This window comes from Kerstersia similis (genome assembly GCF_965139615.1).
Taxonomy (GTDB): domain Bacteria; phylum Pseudomonadota; class Gammaproteobacteria; order Burkholderiales; family Burkholderiaceae_B; genus Kerstersia; species Kerstersia similis.
Genome location: NZ_CBCSIQ010000012.1, coordinates 72,945 through 92,724 on the forward strand (window position 1 = coordinate 72,945; position 19,780 = coordinate 92,724).

The 19,780-nt window shown below is 60.0% G+C and carries 16 protein-coding genes and 1 tRNA gene; 9 read left to right on the forward strand and 8 right to left on the reverse strand.

Annotated elements, in window-relative coordinates; translation table 11 throughout:
- Positions 1 to 4 precede the first annotated feature (4 nt).
- From recN to dapB, 3 genes are all read left to right on the forward strand, one after another.
- Positions 5 to 1,666 (forward strand): DNA repair protein RecN, encoded by a 1,662-nt coding sequence (recN, locus tag ACNA1V_RS09320; RefSeq protein ID WP_415833328.1) that lies wholly within the window; start codon positions 5 to 7, stop codon positions 1,664 to 1,666.
- A gap of 78 nt (positions 1,667 to 1,744) precedes the next feature.
- A complete protein-coding gene (locus ACNA1V_RS09325; protein WP_415833329.1) occupies positions 1,745 to 2,317 on the forward strand; it encodes an outer membrane protein assembly factor BamE in 573 nt (190 codons plus the stop codon).
- Positions 2,318 to 2,386: 69 nt separating this feature from the next.
- Entirely contained in the window at positions 2,387 to 3,178 is a 792-nt protein-coding gene (gene dapB / locus ACNA1V_RS09330) for a 4-hydroxy-tetrahydrodipicolinate reductase (RefSeq protein WP_415833330.1), read from the forward strand.
- Between the two features lie 173 nt (positions 3,179 to 3,351).
- On the opposite strand, the gene murB is transcribed toward dapB, so the two are convergent.
- Positions 3,352 to 4,440, reverse strand: coding sequence for a UDP-N-acetylmuramate dehydrogenase (gene murB / locus ACNA1V_RS09335; protein ID WP_462937402.1), 1,089 nt, complete (start codon positions 4,438 to 4,440; stop codon positions 3,352 to 3,354).
- A 117-nt stretch (positions 4,441 to 4,557) separates the two neighbouring features.
- Between murB and ACNA1V_RS09340 the strand changes: the two genes are divergently transcribed.
- The 3 genes from ACNA1V_RS09340 (at position 4,558) to ACNA1V_RS09350 (ending at position 7,234) form a co-directional block, all read left to right on the forward strand.
- Positions 4,558 to 4,633 (forward strand) — tRNA-Gly (locus tag ACNA1V_RS09340).
- Positions 4,634 to 4,978: 345 nt separating this feature from the next.
- Positions 4,979 to 6,190 carry an MFS transporter gene (locus tag ACNA1V_RS09345; protein ID WP_415833332.1) on the forward strand — a complete coding sequence of 404 codons (1,212 nt, stop codon included), beginning with the start codon at positions 4,979 to 4,981 and terminating at the stop codon, positions 6,188 to 6,190.
- Positions 6,191 to 6,277: 87 nt separating this feature from the next.
- Entirely contained in the window at positions 6,278 to 7,234 is a 957-nt protein-coding gene (locus ACNA1V_RS09350) for an alpha/beta hydrolase (RefSeq protein ID WP_415833333.1), read from the forward strand.
- Positions 7,235 to 7,558: 324 nt separating this feature from the next.
- Here ACNA1V_RS09350 and ACNA1V_RS09355 read toward each other — a convergent pair whose 3' ends face one another.
- Positions 7,559 to 8,323 (reverse strand): SDR family oxidoreductase, encoded by a 765-nt coding sequence (locus ACNA1V_RS09355; protein ID WP_415833334.1) that lies wholly within the window; start codon positions 8,321 to 8,323, stop codon positions 7,559 to 7,561.
- Between the two features lie 523 nt (positions 8,324 to 8,846).
- Positions 8,847 to 10,118: a lipase family protein gene (locus ACNA1V_RS09360; protein ID WP_415833335.1), complete on the reverse strand. Its 1,272-nt coding sequence runs from the start codon at positions 10,116 to 10,118 to the stop codon at positions 8,847 to 8,849.
- Positions 10,119 to 10,450: 332 nt separating this feature from the next.
- On the opposite strand from ACNA1V_RS09360, the gene ACNA1V_RS09365 reads away from it, so the two are divergent.
- Positions 10,451 to 11,530 (forward strand): RNA methyltransferase, encoded by a 1,080-nt coding sequence (locus ACNA1V_RS09365; protein ID WP_415833336.1) that lies wholly within the window; start codon positions 10,451 to 10,453, stop codon positions 11,528 to 11,530.
- On the opposite strand, the gene ACNA1V_RS09370 is transcribed toward ACNA1V_RS09365, so the two are convergent.
- Complete coding sequence (locus ACNA1V_RS09370; RefSeq protein ID WP_415833337.1) at positions 11,524 to 12,600, reverse strand: ankyrin repeat domain-containing protein; 1,077 nt, start codon at positions 12,598 to 12,600, stop codon at positions 11,524 to 11,526. The two genes, ACNA1V_RS09365 and ACNA1V_RS09370, sit on opposite strands and share 7 nt — an antisense overlap.
- Complete coding sequence (locus ACNA1V_RS09375) at positions 12,597 to 12,941, reverse strand: hypothetical protein (RefSeq protein ID WP_415833338.1); 345 nt, start codon at positions 12,939 to 12,941, stop codon at positions 12,597 to 12,599. The genes ACNA1V_RS09370 and ACNA1V_RS09375 overlap by 4 nt, the downstream gene beginning before the upstream one ends.
- A gap of 501 nt (positions 12,942 to 13,442) precedes the next feature.
- Here ACNA1V_RS09375 and ACNA1V_RS09380 point away from each other — a divergent pair.
- The gene (locus tag ACNA1V_RS09380; protein ID WP_415833366.1) at positions 13,443 to 13,538 is read left to right on the forward strand and encodes an entericidin A/B family lipoprotein; all 96 of its coding nucleotides are present in this window, start codon (positions 13,443 to 13,445) and stop codon (positions 13,536 to 13,538) included.
- Between the two features lie 131 nt (positions 13,539 to 13,669).
- Here the strand turns inward: ACNA1V_RS09380 and ACNA1V_RS09385 are convergent, their stop codons facing one another.
- Complete coding sequence (locus ACNA1V_RS09385; RefSeq protein ID WP_415833339.1) at positions 13,670 to 15,541, reverse strand: DUF3857 domain-containing transglutaminase family protein; 1,872 nt, start codon at positions 15,539 to 15,541, stop codon at positions 13,670 to 13,672.
- A 77-nt stretch (positions 15,542 to 15,618) separates the two neighbouring features.
- On the reverse strand, positions 15,619 to 17,007 hold the full coding sequence (dbpA, locus tag ACNA1V_RS09390) for an ATP-dependent RNA helicase DbpA (protein WP_415833340.1): 1,389 nt from the start codon (positions 17,005 to 17,007) through the stop codon (positions 15,619 to 15,621).
- Positions 17,008 to 17,219: 212 nt separating this feature from the next.
- Between dbpA and ACNA1V_RS09395 the strand changes: the two genes are divergently transcribed.
- Complete coding sequence (locus tag ACNA1V_RS09395; RefSeq protein WP_415833341.1) at positions 17,220 to 18,755, forward strand: phospholipase D family protein; 1,536 nt, start codon at positions 17,220 to 17,222, stop codon at positions 18,753 to 18,755.
- Positions 18,756 to 18,792: 37 nt separating this feature from the next.
- On the opposite strand, the gene yddG is transcribed toward ACNA1V_RS09395, so the two are convergent.
- Complete coding sequence (gene yddG / locus ACNA1V_RS09400) at positions 18,793 to 19,689, reverse strand: aromatic amino acid DMT transporter YddG (RefSeq protein ID WP_415833342.1); 897 nt, start codon at positions 19,687 to 19,689, stop codon at positions 18,793 to 18,795.
- Between the last annotated feature and the right edge of the window lie 91 nt (positions 19,690 to 19,780).

Below are 19,780 nucleotides of genomic sequence, written 5' to 3' on the forward strand. Positions count from 1 at the left end.
CATCATGCTGCATTCGCTGCACATCCGCGATTTCGTCATTGTCGATGAGGCCGAAATTCGTTTCGGCCCAGGCTTTACCGTATTTTCCGGCGAAACCGGCGCTGGCAAATCCATTCTGATCGACGCCCTGGCGCTCTGCCTGGGCGCACGCGGCGATGCCGGCGTGCTGCGCGAAGGCGCCAGCCGCGCCGATATCCACGCCAGCTTCACCCCTCCGGCAGAACTGAATGCATGGCTGCAGGCGCACGACCTGGACGCTGGCGACGAACTGGTACTGCGCCGGGTGATAGACGCCCAGGGGCGCAGCCGCGCCTATGTCAACGGCGCACCGTCCACCCTGGCACAACTGCGTGAATTGGGCGAACAGCTGGTGGACATCCATGGCCAGCACGCCCACCAGAGCCTGATGCGCGGCGATGCCCAGCGCGATCTGCTGGACACGCACGGCGAACTGACTTCGCTGGCGCGCCAGACCGAACAGGCGTGGAAGCACTGGCATCAGCTGACCCGCCAGATCGAGCGGCTGGAACGCGATGCCGACGCCCGCCAGGAGCGCGCCGAACAACTCCAGTGGCAGCTGGACATGCTGCGTAGCGTCAACCTGCAGCCGGGCGAATGGCCCCGCCTGCAGGCTGAGCATGACAGGCTGGCTCATGCGCAGGCGCTGCTCGATGGCGGCGCGCAGGCGCTGGGCCTGCTGGATGATGATCAAGGCGCCCTGCATCTGCTCTCCGGTGCCATTGGCAAACTGAACCATCTGCTACGCCACGACACCGCGCTGACCGCCATCCGCGACACGCTGGAATCTGCTCGCATCGCCGCCAGCGATGCCATTTCGGAACTGCGCGACTACGTCGAACGCATGGATCTCGACCCCGAGAGCCTGGCGCGCGCCGAAGCGCGCCTGAGTGCCGTATTCGACCTGGCCCGCAAACTCAGAACCGATCCTGAAGCCCTGCCTGAACTCCAGGAACAGCTGGAACAGGAAGCCGACTCCCTGCGCGCGGCCAGCGATGCAGAACATCTGAAGCAGGAAGAAGCGGCAGCCTGCACCGCCTACGCCGCACTTGCCGAGCAGCTGTCCGCTGGACGCCGCCGGGCAGCAGCCGATCTCTCGCAACGTGTCACGGCTGCCATGCAGACCCTGGCCATGGATGGCGGCCGCTTCGATGTTCAGCTCGACGCCACGGCGCCCAGCGCCCATGGCAACGAAAGCATCGTTTTCCTTGTGGCAGGCCATACAGGCGTCGCGCCGCGACCGCTGGCAAAAGTCGCCTCTGGCGGCGAACTGGCGCGCATCTCCCTGGCGCTCTCGGTCATTGCCAGCCGCGCAGCCCGGGTACCGACCCTGATCTTCGACGAGGTTGATACCGGCATCGGTGGCGCCGTCGCCGAAGTCGTCGGGCGCTTGCTGCAGGAACTGGGCACGCGCCACCAGGTGCTCTGCGTCACCCACCTGCCGCAAGTCGCGGCCTGCGGTGACAGCCACTTCCAGGTCAGCAAAAGCTCAGACGGCGAACTCACGCGCTCGGCCATTGTCCCATTGAGCAAACAAGGCAGAATCGAAGAAATCGCCCGCATGCTGGGCGGCATCACCCTGACCGACACCACACGCCGGCACGCGAAAGAAATGCTCTCGCGTTCCGGCACACTGGACCCTGCCTGACCGGTCACGCCATCCCCGGCTACACTTATGACAGATTTCATCACGCAACCGACACGAGCCCATTCCATGGATCGCAGCATGTCCCAAGTTAATGCATCGTTTTCTCGCGCCCGCCTCAGCGCCCTACTCATCGCGCTGGCCATAGGCGCCACCGGCTGCACCTCGGGCAAATGGGGCTTTCCCTACCGGGCGAGCGTCCAGCAAGGCAACTGGATCACCGCCAGCCAGGTCGCCCTTCTGCAACCCGGCATGAGCCGCGACCAGGTGCAGTTTGCCCTGGGCAGCCCGATGCTGACCAGCATCCTGCACTCGAACCGCTGGGACTACACCTACTACTACCAGCCCGGCAGCGGCAAACCGCAGCATCGCCTCTTCACCGTCTGGTTCGACAACGACAGGCTGGTACGCTGGGAAGGCGATGCCGTACCGGAAGTGCAGCCCTTCCAGAAGGGCGCCCAGGACGGCAAGATCGACCTCGTCGAAGTTGACAAGATCGCTGAAACCGCCCCGTCTGCCGCCACTGCTGCACCCCAGGAAGGCGTCACGGAAACCCTGGACATCGGTGGCGACCCGGTACCGTTGCACATCGAACTGCAACCCACACCTATCACCGAACCCGGCTCGGCCAGCCCGGCCCCCATGCCGCTGTAAATTCCGTGCAGGGCCGCCATCAGCCTCACCCGGCAGCCCTGCCCCCCTCCATTGCAAGGAACACCACACATGCGCATCGCCATTGCAGGCGCCAGCGGCCGCATGGGCCGCATGCTGATCGAAGCCGTTCTCGCCGCCAAGGACCTCACCCTTGCCGTCGCCCTGGACCGCCCTGACTCCGCCGCTCTTGGCCAGGATGCCGGCGCTCCCCTGGGCGCCACCACAGGCGTCCTGATCAGCGCCAACCTGGACGACCTCGCCCAAGCCGACTGCCTGATCGACTTCACCCGCCCGGAAGGCACCCTGGCCCACCTGGAAGCCTGTGTCCGCCACGGCACCAAAATCGTGATCGGCACCACGGGTTTTGATGCCGCCGGCCAGGAAGCCATCCGTGCCGCCAGTGAGAAAATCGCGGTCGTCTTTGCACCCAACATGAGCGTAGGCGTCAACGCTACCCTGCGCCTGCTGGAAATGGCGGCCAAACTGCTCAACGAAGGCTACGACACGGAAATCTTCGAAGCCCACCACCGCCACAAAGTCGATGCCCCCTCCGGCACGGCCATCGGCATGGGCCGCGTCATTGCCGAAGCCCGCGGGCAGAAACTGGAAGACGTCGCGGTATGGACACGCTATGGCGAAACCGGGCCGCGCCAGGACGGCACCATCGGCTTCTCCGTCGTGCGCGGTGGTGACATCGTCGGCGACCACACCGTGTACTTCTGCGGCACCGGCGAACGCATTGAAATCAGCCACCGCTCCAGCAGCCGCGCCGGCTACGCTGAAGGCAGCGTACGTGCCGCCAGATTCCTGGGCCAACATGAACGCGGGCTGTTCAATATGCAGGATGTGCTGGCGATCTGAAGCTGCCAGCACGGCATCGTTGCCGTGAAATGATGTGCTTTGCCAACCCCGCGCCCAGGCCCGGGGTTGTTTGTTTTTCAGAGCCTGCGCTCAATGCGCCGAACCAGATTCGACTTCGCTCCCGGCAGCCACGCTCGCGCACATGTGCCTGCCAGCAGCTGCGAGGCTCTGGATCAACCCCTCTCTGGAGCCAGGATAGGTTCGCGTTCCAGCTGCACGCCAAAATGCGCCAGTACATCGGCACGCACGGCGGCTTCCAAGTGCAGCACATCTGCCGCATGTGCGCCCCCTCGATTCACCATCACCAAAGCCTGGCGTTCATGCATGGCAACCGGGCCCAGCGCCCGCCCTTTCCAGCCGCAACGGTCGATCAACCAGCCGGCCGCCAGCTTGCTCAGGCCTGCAGCCACCCGGTAACGCGGCATCTCAGGAAAACGCAATTGCAGCGCATCGGCCAATGCATCATCCACCACCGGATTCTTGAAAAAACTCCCGGCATTGCCCAGCACGGCGGGATCCGGCAACTTGGCGCGCCGCACTGCGCACACCGCATCGAAAATATCCTGCGGACGCACCTCGGCGGCAGGCCTATCCTGCAGACCGGGATAACGCTGCAAATCCGGATAAGCCATATGCGGCACCCACACCTTGGGCAACGCCAACAGCACCGACACAATCAGCCAACGCCCCTGCCCGTCCTGCTTGAAACGGCTATCGCGATAGGCAAACCCACACTCACTGGCGGGCAGCACAACTGGCTGGGCGGCAGCCATATCCCAGGCACGCACCTGCACCAGCCGCTCGGCCACCTCCATCCCGTAGGCGCCGATATTCTGCACGGGTGCCGCGCCCACCGTACCGGGAATCAACGCCAGATTCTCCAGGCCACCCAATCCCTGCGCCACGCACCACTGCACCAGGCCGTGCCAGCTCTCGCCAGCAGCAGCTTCGACCAGCACCGCGACATCCGTCTCGCCCACGCGGCGCACACCAGGCAGCCGCGCCGCCACCACCAACCCATCCACCTCATCCGGCAACACCAGATTGCTGCCGCCCCCCAACACCAGCGTCGAACCATACTCACGCACCAAGCGACTCAACGCGGGCAACTGGGCGGCATCGGTCACCGACACAAACGCAGCGGCCCGAGCCGGCAGGCCCAGGGTATTCAACTCGCGCAAATCCTGCGCAGCGGCAGCAAGCACGGGCACATCCGAAGCAACTGGGTCCATGGGAAAATGGGGGGCTGAGGCATTTGACATAGTGCCGTAATCTTATGCTATAGTTGCGTTCTTCGCTTGTTGCGCAGGGCTTCCCTGAGCAAGCCATCAAGGAAATCTTTCGAAAAAAGATTCCAGCAACGATAGCAAACAAGCCATGCGGGAGTAGCTCAGTTGGTAGAGCGCAACCTTGCCAAGGTTGAGGTCGCGAGTTCGAGACTCGTCTCCCGCTCCAGATATAAAAAAAGCCCAGATCAAGGTCTGGGCTTTTTTTCGTCTGCAGACGTCCACTGACCTCTCAGTGCCTCCGCAGGCAATTGATTCGAAAGCCTTTTTGCTCTACGGAGCATCCAGCGAAGCCTACCGGCTTCCGCTGTCTCCTCCCGCCAAAAGTCGTGCACGTTTTTTTCAAGCACATCATTCTTGCCCGGCTGTCGCCGCAGGCATTGGAAGGCACGTGCCAAGCCCTGGAAAAAATTTCAATTCACTTTGATAAGACGGGCGCATAACCTAGCAACACAGGGAGCCAGACTGAATGCCAGCTTCCCCATACACTCCCGCAAAACATAGTCACTGAAAAATGAAAATCAAAGGATCGCCATTCTCCTGGGTCAGTTTCGCCATGATCGTGGGCGTCATGGGGACGGCGCTCATCAGCCCCCTGTACGGGTTGTACAAAGACACCTGGCAATTGCAGACCAGCGACATCTCGCTGATGTACGTCGTCTATATGGGCGGCGCGCTGCTCGGCCTGCTGTTCCTGGGGCGCCTGCCCGACCGCGTCGGCTTTCGGCCGATGATGCTTTGCGGCCTGGCACTGTCCTTGATCGGAACCGCCATGAGCCTGTTCGCCTGGGACATGACGAGCCTGAATGTCGGGCGCTTCATTGTGGGTGTTGCGTCGAGCATGCTTACCACCAGTGCGACACTGGGATTATCCAGGCTGTCACGGCATGCCAACCCTCAGCATGTCGCCATGATGACGGGGTTTCTGATGGCATTCGGCTTCGGCCTGGGGCCGCTGGTGGGCGGGATCATCGGCCAATGGGGACCGGCGCCGTTGGTCGTCACGTACATTCCAACCCTGCTGCTTGGCTCGCTGGCGCTGACCGCGCTGTATCGCCTGAAATTGCCTGAAAGCGCCCGAGCTGCGCCGGGCCAGCGGTTGCGCGTGCAGGACATCCTACCCTCGTTGACCTGGCCGGAAGCCAGCACATCCAAGGCCTTCGCGCTTACCTGTTGTCTGCCCCTGATGGCATTTGGCGTCTTTGGCCTTTACACCTCGATGGCGCCGCTGTTCCTGGATCTGCTGCTGCCATGGCATGGCCCGGTGGTGAGCGGTACCACTATCGCCCTGATCCTCTTTACCTCCGCCGCCGTGCAAGTCATGACCGCACGCCTGCCTACCCACTTGACTGGCGCGCTCGGCCTGATCAGCCTGGCCTTGAGCAATGCGCTGCTGATGGTGAACCTGTGGGTCAGTTCGGCTACCCTGTTCGCGCTGGGCGTGCTGCTCACTGCGCTGGGCCATGGCATGACCATGATTGCCGGCATGAGCATGATCAATCGCCTTGCCACAGCGAATAACCGCGCAGGATTGCTGGCCACCTACCTGGTGGTTGGCTATGTTGGCAGCATGGTTCCGATGATGGGCATAGGCTGGATTGCCGACCACTGGGGCATGAATGCCGCGATCTGCACTTTCTGCTCGATGGTCATCCTGAGCGGCATTCCGGTCGCCGTGATGTTTCACCGGCATCCGAAAATCAGGCCGGCTGCGGCGCAAGCCTAGTATGGTTCATACTGAATACCCAGGTTTTCGACCTCAATTTATAATGACTGATTATTGATATCATTCACCATAAATTCAAAAAACCTTATGTTGCGCCGACGCTTCCTGCTCGCTGCTGCATGTATGCCGGCCAGCACCTTCGCCCAATCATCCACAGCCGCCGCTCAACCCCAGCCTACCAGACGCCGCTGGGATGAGCCAATCGGCCCGACGGTCGCGGACCTGCCGTCCGAGTATTACGAATTTGATCGCCTGCGGTTCGACTCCCGAGATGGCGAGCGCCATTACCGGGTGTATATCGGAGTACCACGCAAACCGGCTCCACCTCAAGGTTACCCGGTCATCTACATGCTCGATGGCAACGCCGCCATGCACACCCTGCAAGACCAGGACCTGGCTGCCCTGTTCGCGGACAATCCCCCGGTACTGGTCGGTATCGGTTACGACGTGCCGTCCCGGCACGATGTAATGGCGCGGGCTTTCGACTACACGCCGCCCATCCTGAACCCGGACGGTACAGTGCAAACAGGTACCGTGAACCGGGGCCGTCCCGGCGGAGGCGCAGACCTTTTCCTGGATATCATCCAGGATGCTATCCGACCGGCTGTCGAAGCGCGCGTTCCTCTGGATCCGGCGCGGCAGACCCTCTGGGGGCACTCGTTCGGCGGCCTGCTCACTCTCTACACCCTGGTCACCCGGCCGCTCATGTTCCAGCGCTACGTCGCAGGCGACCCTTCGGTCGGCTGGGGTGATGACGCGCTGCTGAAACGCGCAAACGGGTTTCATGCAGACCAGGCGCCAAAGGCCATCGTCAGAGTGCTGGTAGGCCGAGGACGTCCCGCCGCCAACCCCGACGCTACACCCGCCCTCTCATCCAGCCCGGCTGCCATGGTTCCACCTGGCCGGGAGAGCACGCATGCGCTGGTGAGCAGGCTCGCGCATGAAGGCATGGACATTACTTTCCAGGCGTTCCCGGAACAAAGCCACGGTGAACTCTTTGCCACCTCATTGCGTCCTGCACTGGCATTGGCCGCAACACGCTAGCTACCCTGGGCGCCATAACCCCGGTTATTGCGCCTTCACCATGCTGTCCTTGGACTCTGGTGATCGGTATCTTCTTTGATTACCAGCCTATCTGTAAATATCCAGGCTTTGTTTCCAACATAAGAGTGCGCACGCACCATTCGGCTACACAACTCGCCGCCAGTCATAGAATCTTCGACACCCAAGCCGTCGGTAGCCGGCTAGCGCGGGTTTGAACATCTCATTCGCAGGCATATCAGACAATGCCACGGCGCTGTCCTGCCTTGCCAACATCAGTGCGGCAAGGCAGCCGGCGCATCACTACGCAGGCTGCCGCAGCACCGTTTACTGCGCCGTATAACCGCCATCAATCACCAGTTCGCTACCTGTCACGAACTTCGATTCATCCGAGGCCAGATACAGAATGCCGTAGGCAATATCGTTGGGTTCACCCAGATGGCCCACCGGATGCAGGCTGACGAGACGCTTGTAGGCATCGCTTTGTTCATCCTGCGCCAGTTCCTGCACCAGCGGCGTCCAGATGTAAGCCGGATGAACTGAGTTGACGCGAATGCCGTAGCGGGCCTGTGCGCAATGCAGTGCCGCCGATTTCGTGAAGATACGTACGCCCCCTTTGCTGGCGTTGTAGGCGGCCAGGTTGGGGTCGCCGATCAAACCTTCGATGGACGAGAGATTGATGATGGAGCCGCCGCCACTTTTCTTCAGCGCTTCAATGCCGAAGCGAGTGCCCAGAAATACGCCATCGAGGTTGATGTCCTGAACTTTGCGCCATTCGGCCAATGTGGTTTCTTCCACGTTTTTGCCCAACGCAATTCCGGCATTATTGACCACGATGTTGAGCTTGCCGAATGCATCGAATGTGGCAGCAATAGCTTTTTCCCATTGATCTTCCTTGGAAGCATCATGCTGTACGAAGATGGCTTCGCCGCCCTGCTCCTTGATCGTGCTGACCACAGCCTGGCCTTCTTCGACCTTCAGATCCGTGACGACGACCTTGGCGCCTTCGCGCGCCAATAGTTCTGCCGAAGCCTTGCCGATGCCCAGCGCAGCGCCCGTAACCAGAGCGACTTTTCCTGCTACACGACCCATTTCAATTTCCTTGAAAAAAGCATGAACGACGAAGCGGTTTGTGCCGGCCTGATTGTGTCAATGCCGTCACCACCCTGACAGGTATCTGGTCAGATACCCGATACCCACCCAGAAATTGGCATGTGCCATGCCGGGCAGGTGCCATGCGAATGCTCGCATACTTGTCCAGGGTACCCTAATACAAAAACAACATGCCCATATCGTATTCTCATGAAATAACTCCGCGCCGCCCCCCCTGGCGATACAAGGGTTTCTGCATTAGCTAGCGCCGACAGAGAACCGCATATCTGCCCTGGCCGGATATGCCGGCTTGCCGTTGACAGCGCCACGAAAGTGCAATGGAAATACCGCAGGCCTGCCTTCCAGTATGCCTGCAGGAAATACATACGCCGCATGCGATTGTGCATCGCATGCGGCGTTCCGCTTCCGGATCCTGATATCGCTACGGATTCGGCAGTTCGAGGTTCAGCGTCTGATGTCAGGGTTTCATCATCAAGCCCGAAACAGACGCGTTATGAACGCATCAAGCGTCACATTGATTGACTGCCACCTGCCCCTTGAATCTGGCATCCGCCCAATCGGGGAACAATTTAGCGGCCTCCGGTACGACACCACTATGATCCAGGCCGCTGTATTTACGAAACTCCATCGAGGATCCTGCTTCACAGATGGCGTCACGCTCTCGCAGCGTCAATTCGATCGGCGTGTCGTGATCCGCATCCCCCTGGAAAATAATGAATGGCATGCTGCCGCTGGGTTTGAAATCATCCACCTTTGACATGGCTTGCCACCAGGGGGATCCCTCAACCAGCGCATCCGGTTTATAGGGTTCGCTGACATTGGCTGCGGTGTTCCAGACATCAAAGCACCCGTCCGCCATCGCCGGGAATTGTTCCAATCCCTCCGTCGTCAGAAAATCACCGTAGCGCAGCTCAGGGAAGTACGCCTTGATTCCAGGCAGGGTCGAGATGACATACCCAGCCAAAGAGGTACTCGTCATCGACCGTAGCGTGAGGTCTTTGATTCTTACGCCAGGCGCAATCAGCGCAGCCCCCAGGCCAGTAAATTCCGGAACATATTGTGGCGCAATGGATTCCGCCCACATCGTGGTTTGGCCACCTTGCGACCAGCCGTACATGACATAGCGTTTCGAAGCATTGATATCGGGCATTTGCTGAGCCACCCGCAACATATCCAGAGAAGACCGCGCATTGGGCTGGCCGGCCATATAGTAGGCCGGCCCTGGCAAGCCTTGCCCCGGATAATCACTCATGACAACGATGTGCCCTTTTTCAAGCAATGCCTTCAATGCAGGGATGCGCTCCTCATCCGTATTCCTGCGCGAAGGAGCACAGGCATCTGCCACGCCTGTGGTTTCGTGATTCCACAGCACGACATCCCGAGGCACCGAGGCGTTCTCGGCAGGCGCGTAGATTTCACCCGATACATACGCCAGTTTTCCGGGTGCGATCTCGGAGACATAAACCACATTCCAGCCTTTCGCACCCGAGGGTGCGTCTGAGCGCGCCTGGATATAAAGCACATCGCCGGGCTTGGCATCGGCAGGCGGACGCCGGTACACATCCCAGAACGCCGAGCCCAGCGGCCCGACGCGAAGCTCAGGCGCAGGCGCGGCATGAGCCGTCCCCGAATCACTGTCACCACCACATGCGCTAAGTACCAGCGCAGATGCGGTCGCAGCCAGCAGGGCACTAATAGTTTTCGTACGAACGTTTGCTGCCATGGTCTCCTCCATCCCTCGGTTTATTTTTATAAAAAATAACTTATTTATCAAAAATTCCGAATGTTTATCGGATTTTTATTTATTCTATATAACTAGTTTTTGACCTTACATCATGACTTTCCCTAAGCGGAAACCGACTCTTGGGTTATCCCTAGCCACCATCAGTGCATGCGTTCACGATCCCTATCAGCCTGGCTCCGCACCCATGCTTCCCGCCGCTTGGGCCGTCCCTCATCCTCTTTGCGCTTGAAGCTACGCACATCTGCAAACGTCTTCTCAACGCTGTGACTGCATGCCTGGCATTCAACAGCCTGCAGCGGCCACGCGGATCCGCAGGCTTCTGTCCGCAACGAGATACGTCAGGCAAGGTAGAATCCGCTCCCATGCGTGTCTCCGACTTCACCCAGCGCCTGGTCTCCTTCAATGCCCTGCCGGTTCACCGCGGCCGGATTCTGCGCGCCTGGCTAAGCGGGCAGGCGCTCGATAGCGGGACGCAACGGCGGCCAGCTGAACATTTTCTGCCGCTGGCGCTGCGTCATGCCCTGCCTGCCCTGACAGCGGAACTGGATGGCTTGGCCCGCATTCATTCGGAGCATCCAGGCAATGATGGTTCCCGCCTGCTGATTCAGCTGGCCGATGGCCAGATGGTTGAAAGCGTGCTGCTGCCGCGCGGCGGGCTTTGCGTTTCAACGCAAGTCGGCTGTGCGGTAGGCTGTCGCTTCTGTATGACCGGCAAAAGCGGCCTGCTGCGCCAGGTGAGCAGCATGGAGATCCTGGCCCAGGTGGTGCTTGCACGACGCCTGCGCCCGGTGAAAAAGGTCGTGTTCATGGGTATGGGCGAGCCCGCCCATAATCTTGATAATGTGCTGGAAGCCATCGAACTGCTGGGTACGGAAGGCAATATCGGGCACAAGAATCTTGTGTTTTCCACGGTGGGCGACCCGCGGGTTTTCGAGGCTTTGCCCATGCAGCGCGTCAAGCCTGCCCTGGCGCTTTCGTTGCATACGACCAAGGCCGCATTGCGCGAGCACTTGCTACCCCATGCGCCGAAAATTACGCCTGACGCCTTGATAGAAATGGGGGAACGATACGCACGTGCGACGGATTACCCCATCCAGTATCAATGGACGCTGCTCAAAGGCGTCAATGACGGCGATGACGAGCTGGACGCCATTCTGCGTCTGCTCACAGGCAAATTCTGTGTGCTGAACATCATTCCCTTCAATAGCCTGGAAGGCGATGACTACCAGCGCCCCGATCCGGCGCGTATCCGCCACATCGTGCAATACCTGCACGGCAATGGCGTGCTTACCAAGGTCAGGAATAGCGCCGGACAGGATGTGGATGCTGGCTGCGGGCAGTTGCGTGCACGCGCTGTGGGTGAAGGGAAAGTGGTGGCAGTGCGGCGCCGGCGGCCTGGGCAAGCGCCGGCACAGCCGGTGGCGCTTGCCATATCTCACTGATAATCGCCGTCCAGCACGCCGTTCATGTACTTGGCAGGATTCGCCATGAAGGCCTTGAAGGTGGCCAGGTCGGCGTATTCCTCGTGCTCGATATCCCAGTAGCCAATGCGTCCTTTGGTCGGGTTCCAGACAAGCACGATATCGGTGTAATCACCGGATTCCTTGCTCAGCCGCAAGACCTTCCTGCGGCCGATTTTCATCGGAAAGATGTCTGTCAGCGCAAAGAATTCAAAGAAGCCGAAGTCGCACTCCGGCAATTCGATACGCCGTTGATCACCCTGGAGGAATGCCAGCATTTCCGGCGGCAGCTTGTAGGGTTCGAGCTCGCGCAGCCTGTGCTCGACGCTGTGCAGCTCGGCAGGTTCCAGTGAGCGGAAATAGGCAGCCAAGGCTTCATCGCCTTCTTCCAGCGCCACCGTGTAGGGGCGCTCGCCATCCCGGCTCGTTGCCAGGACGTCCGCGCCATGCTCCACCAGCAGGCGGCACATGCCCTTGTCGCAGTTCCGCGCCGCTACCAGCAATGGGGTCGCACTATCGGAGAAAACCTGGTCCTTTTCCTTGAAGTTGACGTCCACCCCATGCGACAGGAAAAATTCCACTACCCGTTTTTTACGCTCGAAAACCGCGGAACGAAACGCCTGTCCGCCATGCTCTGCTGCGGCATGACCAAGGGCATGGATTTCCTCCAAGTGTTCGATTTTCCCGCCGTACAGGGCCTGTATATAGGCATCGCCGCCAACTTTCCGTTCGGCATGCACATCGGCCCCTTGCTGCACCAGATAGCGCATCATGGCCGGATCGGTATAACGCGCAGCAATCGGAAATGCCGGCGCATCTGCCCGGTTCAGGCTGGCGCCATGCTCAACCAGCCACCGCACCGAGGCACGCGCATTGACGCACAAGGCCAGTACCAGCGGCCTTTCCTGGATGTGTTTGCTCAAGGACAGCGGGGCTTCGATATCCCAGCCTGAAGATAAAAAGGCATCCAGAGCGGCAGCATCCCCTGCCAGCAATGCCTCGACTACGGGCGGCACCTGTTCAAAACTGCCCAGGTCTGCGATCTTGATCATGCGTTCGAGTTCCGGCTGGCAGCCGCCCGCGCCTCCTCGCTCAAGGCAGGCACCGGCAAAACTGGCGCCTGCTTCAGATGATCAGGCGTCACCCGCGCAGCATCCTCGTGCCATACCGCATGGACGGCAAGATTGCCCGCACCCTTTATCTCTGTGTCATCGACAAAGGACACCACGGCAACATCCCCCTCCTCGTCTTCCCAGCTGACCTGATCTATTTCCGGAGACAGGCCTTCGGCATAAAGAATCCGATATCCTTCGCCCACGTTCCTGAGCGTGGTTATCTCAATCAGTGCATCAGCTTGCATTTGTTCCATTGTTTCTATGATTTCAGGTGACAAGTCGGCGCATGCCCGCACACGGTTTCAGGGCAATCTCGCGGTCATCGCGGCCCCGCCGGGCAGCATTGCCAACAATCGGGCTGGCTCATGATACGTGATCAACAGAACAGCCCTGTTTCCAGTCGTTTCGAGCCGTATCCTCATGCGTACTGCGCGATAGCAAGGCCCCAGGGCTGCCCTAAACGCCAGGATCATGCGGCACCAAGCCGGCCACCACACCCGCCCATATGCCTGACTTTGTCGGTCCCCCGACAGGCCCGTTCCCCGGGATGTCGCGCATGCAAAAAAAACGGACATTCGTAACCATCTCTTCCAAGAAGCAGCTGGCACCACAACTTTTGCTATCCTGAAGAATGGCTTCGTCCCGTATGGTCTGCCCCATGCACCACGGCGCTGAAACCAGGCAACCCATGCCTGCCGCCGCCATCAGTTCTTCCATCCTTATCCTGATTTTTTCACGGAGGTTGTATGAACAAAAAAACCCTTATCCTCGCGCTGGCCATGCTTGCCACCAGCCTCGCCGGCTGCAACACCGTTGACGGCATAGGCAAGGACATTGAACGTGGTGGTGAGAAAATTCAGGAACAAGCCAAATAGTGCTGCCTGTTGTTACACCTTTTTTTGATGTTTTTGCACCCGCGTCTTGTCTCGTCAGACAGACAAAATTGCCTCAGTTGCCAAGCGTGGCATCTGAGGCAATTTTTTGAGTGATCACGCTCACCTGATCATCAGTCCCCTGGCAACTGAACCGCCAGATGCAATTTTTCAATGCAGCGGCGGCTTTCCTCTATCAGCTTGCCGAACTCGGCACTGTTGATTTCGTCGTGGCTCAACCAGCTGATTTTCTGGGCTTCGTGATAGCGATAGCGGTAGCCCTCGGGTGTCGGCTCTGCCTGCAGGTCAATGTCGAACCATGGGCTGCGTACTTTGCACTGCTGCGCCGGTTCGTCGATCTTGCCGCCTGACAACGTCACGTCATAGGTGACGGTCTGCGGTTCGCCCTGGTAGAGATCGGCCAACTGGCCTTCGCTGCGATACTTGACGAAAGCTTCCCATTGGCCAGCCAGGTCTTCGCGGTCATAGAAATACTGCCCGCCACGACGCTCCAGGGCACGACCGTCGGTCAGCCGGGCCTTGATGACGTAGCCAGGCTGCACCACGAAAGTGCTGTCCTCACGTTCCAGGACGCAGTCCCTGACTTCCTTGGCAAATTTCCGGCATAGCTCCTGGTCGGTGCTGGTACGGCCAGAAAAGCGGTCTGTCACGCTGACATCCATCAGTAGCGCATTGGATAAGACCGCCTGCGCTTCGACCCTGGCCTCCCCGTCAGGCAGATAGTGTTCGCTGCGCGTGACTTGCACCGTTGCGCTGGGCAATTCCATGGGAATGTGTTCACGCCGAACCTGCCCCTCGGCGCCCAGTACCAGCGCCCAGCGCTGCTGGATGTCGGGCATGCTGCGGCCGGGTGCGAATACCGGGTTGGTCGGATCCAGCCACCATACCTTGCCATCCACTTCGGCACGAACGATGGCATGGTTCGGTGCATACATGCCGGGAATCAGGAGCTCACGCGCCATGTCGCCACGGCTGACAAGCGTCGGCTCCGCCTTGATGCCGGCAGCCTTGAGCATGGCACTCAGCAGCACAGCCAGATCCTTGCAGTCGCCGTATCCGTTGCGCTCGATTTCTGCCAGCGTGAAGGGTACGTAACCACGGCCGCTGGCGCGCCAGTCGCCCAGATAACGGTAGGTGTCGCTGATGTACTGCATCAAACCGGCAACTTGCTCCGGCACCGGTTTTCCCTGCACGGCAGCCACTGCCGCAGCCGCTTCCCTAGGCAGTTCAGCAGAGAGAATCTCGTTGTAACGCAATGCGAACGGCCCGATATTTTCCTGCAAATCCGGAGAACTGCCGATTTCCAGGCGAGGCCCATGGCGCAGATAGGCGTTGTCAGCCTCGTTGATATAGTTCAGATACAGCGGCGGCTGTTTCAGACTGAGCTTGATGGTTTTCTTGTCGGTACTTTGCTGGATGTCATAGGCATCCAGCATTTCGCTACGCATGACCAGGGGCCGGTCGGACTTGAACGTCGCTTCGAAGCGGTCGTCGCGCACCGGCATGGGCTGGCGGTTGAATACATAGTGAAACTGCGTGCTCAAGGGCGGGGCCGCAAAATGCTCACGCAAGGTATAGCTGATGCGGGTGCCAACACGCAGGTTGGGGAATGCCAGGGATGTCTGGTGTTCCCGCAAAAAGCCCTGGTCAGGGTTGGGCGCTGTCCGCGTATCTATTTGCGAGGCATCCAGCGGAACCGGGTGCTCGCCTGGCTGCGTCACTTCCGCTTTCTCTACCGTCAGGCTGTCGTTCTCGGCATAGCTGCGATCAATGCGCGACAGCATGTCGCGGCCGCTCGGCTTGAGAATGGTATAGCTGTAAGTGCTCAAGCAGTCCGTGCTGTTATCGGCATTGAACTGGCAATTGAATTCGATTTCACCCGCCAGAGGCGCTTCGGAGATCGGTTGCAGCGCCGCGAAAACTGGCGTGGCCGCGCAGCAGAGGCTGGCGGCAAGAACGGTGAGAGAGAAAGGAATACGGGGCATCAGGACCTTGATATGAAACGTTTGAGCCAGGCAAATTTTGCCACGAACCTGGCCCACTCATTTCAGCCCCCGCTGATTCAGAACTCTTCCAGAAACCGCATCCGGAAACGTTTGCCCTTGATATTGCTGTTGGACAGACGGGAAAAGGCCTGTTTGGCAATCTTGCGATCCAGCGCCACATAGGCGTTGTATTCGGTGATGTTGATCTTGCCCACCTGCTCGAACACCAGGCCACCGTCACCCGTCAGCGCTCCCAGCAGATCGCCCGGGCGCAGCTTGTCTTTCTTGCCCCCCTGGATGCACAGCGTGATCATGGGCGCGCGCAAAGGACGGTCCGCCTTGGGCCGCAAGGCCTTGATGTCGGCCCAGACCAGCGGTTTGCCCTGGTATTGCTCGATGAGGTTGGCCCAGCGCATTTCGTCCGGCGAGCACAGATTGAGCGCCAGCCCTTTCTGCTCACCCCGGCCGCTACGGCCGATACGGTGGATGTGAACCTCGGTATCCTTGGTGACATCCACGTTGATGACCGCCCCCAGGTTCTGGATATCCAGGCCGCGAGCCGCCACATCGGTTGCCACCAGTACGGCGCAGCTCTGGTTGGCGAACTGGATCAGGATTTCGTCGCGCTCGCGCTGCTCCAGGTCGCCATTGAGCGCCTGCGCGCTGATGCCTGCGGCCTGCAGACGTTCCACCAGGTCATGGCTGCGGATCTTGGTATTGCAGAACGCCAGCGTGGATACCGGCCGGAAATGTCCCAGCAGAGTTGCCACGGCATCCAGCCGTTCACTGTCTTCGATTTCATAGAAAATCTGTTCGATGCGGCTGGCATCGTGCTGCGCCTGCACCTTCACTTCGACCGGGTTGCGCAGGAAGCGGGCGCTGAGTTTGCGGATGTTTTCCGGATAGGTCGCCGAAAACAGCAGCGTCTGGCGCTTGGAAGGGCAGCGCGAAGCAATGGCCACGATGTCATCATGGAAGCCCATATCGACCATGCGGTCGGCCTCATCCAGCACCAGCGTGCTCAGGCCGGAAAGGTCAAGACTGCCGCGATCAAGGTGATCCTGCACGCGGCCAGGCGTACCCACGACCACATGCGTGCCGCGCGCCAGCGATTCGGCCTGCGGCCGTGCCGACGTACCGCCGCACAAAGTCAGTATTTTCACGTTGGGAATTGAGCGGGCCAGCCGGCGCAACTCTTGCGCTACTTGCTCGGCCAATTCACGCGTCGGGCATAACAGCAATGCCTGCGGCGTCTGGCGATGAATCTGCAATGATTGCAGCACGCCCAGGCCGAACGCGGCTGTCTTGCCACTGCCGGTCTTGGCTTGCGCGATCAGGTCGCGGCCTTCCAGAATCAGCGGCAGGCTTTGCGCCTGGATCGGTGTCATCTGTTCAAAACCCAGGCTTTGCAGGTTTTCCAGCAAGGCGGGCAACAGGGGCAGGGATGAGAATGGCGTTTGGGTCACAGTAGAACGGTGTGCGAGAACCGAGCAAGATTGAATCGACCGACAGTGTATGCCGGCCTGGCCTGCCACGGGGGCCACAATGCACACCTGCATGCCATCCCATGAAAAGAATACGGCGCGCCTTCCTGTTGCCGGTACCGCATGGGGCCGGGAATTTATGTGACAATCCTTCCACGATATCGACTTTCGGACGTATCCGGCAGGGGCCAGTCATGTTACGAAGCGGGATTGCCATTCTCACAGCTGGCCTGATCTCATCGTGTGGCCTGCCCGCGCCGGACTCGCGCAGCGCATCCCTGGCGACCATGACACAAGACGGTTTGGACACCCGGCTGGGCCGAAGCCTGGCACCACTTGCCGCCCAGCATCCCGGCCTGTCCGGCGTTCTGCCGCTGAGCGACTCCCTGGACGCCTTTGCGGCGCGCATTCTGCTGATTGCTGCGGCAGAACGCAGCGTCGATGTCCAATACTATATATGGCGTGATGACATCACCGGCAACCTGCTGCTGCGTTCGCTGCATGAGGCCTCGCGACGCAATGTACGCGTCCGGCTGCTGCTCGATGACAATGGCACGAACGGCCTGGATGGCAAGCTCGCGCTGCTCAATGCCGAACCCAATGTGGAAGTGCGTTTATTCAATCCCTTCCCATCGCGCCTCTTCAAGCCCTTGGGCTTCCTGACCGATTTCCGCCGGCTGAACCGGCGCATGCACAACAAATCCCTGACCGTCGATGGGCAGGCAACCATTGTTGGCGGGCGCAATATCGGCGATGAATATTTCGGTGCCACGCCAGACGTCGCCTTCGCAGATCTGGATGTGCTGGTCATCGGCCCCGTCGTCGATCAGGTTTCCCAGGATTTTGACCGTTATTGGCACAGCCCGTCTGCCTACCCGCTGGAGCAGCTGGTTTCCTCACCAGGCAAGCGGCGGGCGCAAACCTTGCTGCAGGAAGAAGCCGATGCCGCCCTGGTACCCAAGGCCCATGCCTATGTCCAGGCCATTGCCCAATCGAATTTCATTGAAAACCTCTATGCCGGACGTCTGGCATTTCACTGGTCGAAAGTGCGCCTGGTCAGCGACGACCCGGCCAAGGCGCTGGGCCAGGCGCCGCCTGATGCGCTGCTGACGGCGCGCCTGGCGGATATTCTGGGTACCCCCAGGCGCTCCGTCGATCTGATTTCCCCCTATTTCGTGCCGACCACCCAGGGGGTGCAGGCCTTGGGCGAACTGGCCGCGCAAGGCGTACGCCTGCGGATCCTGACCAATGCCATGGAAGCCACGGATGTGCTGGCAGTCCATGCCGGTTACGCCAAATACCGTGTTCCCTTGCTGGAACAGGACGTCGAACTCTACGAACTGCGGCGCAACTCCGATACCGAGCGCCCCAAGGAAAAGGCCGGCCCCTTCGGCAGCTCCGGCTCCAGCCTGCATGCCAAGACTTTCGCTATCGACGGCGAACGGGTTTTCGTCGGTTCCTTCAACTTCGACCCGCGCTCGGCGCAATTGAATACCGAGCTGGGCTTCGTCATTGAAAGCGCGCCGCTGGCGCAGGCCATGTCCCAAGCCTTTGACCAAGGTATTCCACGGTATGCCTACCAGCTGGAACTCGACGACAAGCATGAACTCGTCTGGCTCAAGCAAGACCCGGATGGCGAAGTTCGTCTCACCCGCGAGCCCGACAGTTCATTCTGGAAACGGCTGTACCTGCGGTTTCTGTCCATCCTGCCGATAGAACCCTTGCTATAGCTTCCCCCGGCCACGGTGTCCGCACGCCCCCTGCGGACTATGCCGCCCGGGCACGGCTGCGCGTCGCTATCCAGCAAAGTATCGAGCCCACGCATACCATGCCCGCCCCCTGCCAGAACGCCAGCGATAGCGGCGTACTCAACAGCAGCGCAGCCAGCAGCGCCGATAGTACGGGAATGAAATACGACGCCCCGGCCAGAATGGTGACATTGCCATGCAGGATACCGACATTCCAGGCCGCATAGCCAAAGCCCATGGCAGCAGCGGCCAGCAACAAATAGACCACGCTGCGCCAGGACCACAGCATGGGTTCGCCCCCCATGGCGGCGTACTTGACCCATAACACCAACGCCACCAGCATGAAGAACAGCGTCACGCCATTCTTCCCTTCCGCAATCCGCGCCGTGACGGTGCAGTACACGGCCCAGATAATGGCTCCCGCCAGCGCCAGCCCGTAACTCAACGGGTTGTCTTGCACATTGGCCAGCATGCCCGAGATTTCCAGCCCTTGCTCGCCGCCCAAGACCCAGCACACCCCGGCAATGGCAATCACAAAGCCAGGGATAATGAGCCAGCTGGCTTTCTGCCGGTTGAACAGGATGGCGAAAACCATGGTCAAGGCCGGCCAAAGGTAATTGACCATGCCGACCTCAATGGCCTGCCGGCTGCTATTCGCATAACCGATGGACAAGGCCAGACATAGCTCATAGGCCACAAACAGCAAGCTGCCCCAGAGCAGATAACGGCGGGGAAATTCATAGACCTTGCTGGGGCCGACCGTCAGCAACAGAAAAACCGACGCCACTGTATAGATCAGCGCGGCACCACCTGTCGCGCCGAAATACTCGCTGACGCCGCGAATCAGGCCAACAATGGCACTCCACAACAGCACTGCAATCAAACCAACCAGTGTTGCCTTACGCGCATTCATCAATTCCGAGCCTCGTTCACGACCGCCGACCGGGAAGCCGGTGCGACGAAACCCATAAGTGTATCTGTGGCGACCGGGGCGCGGCCAGACAGTT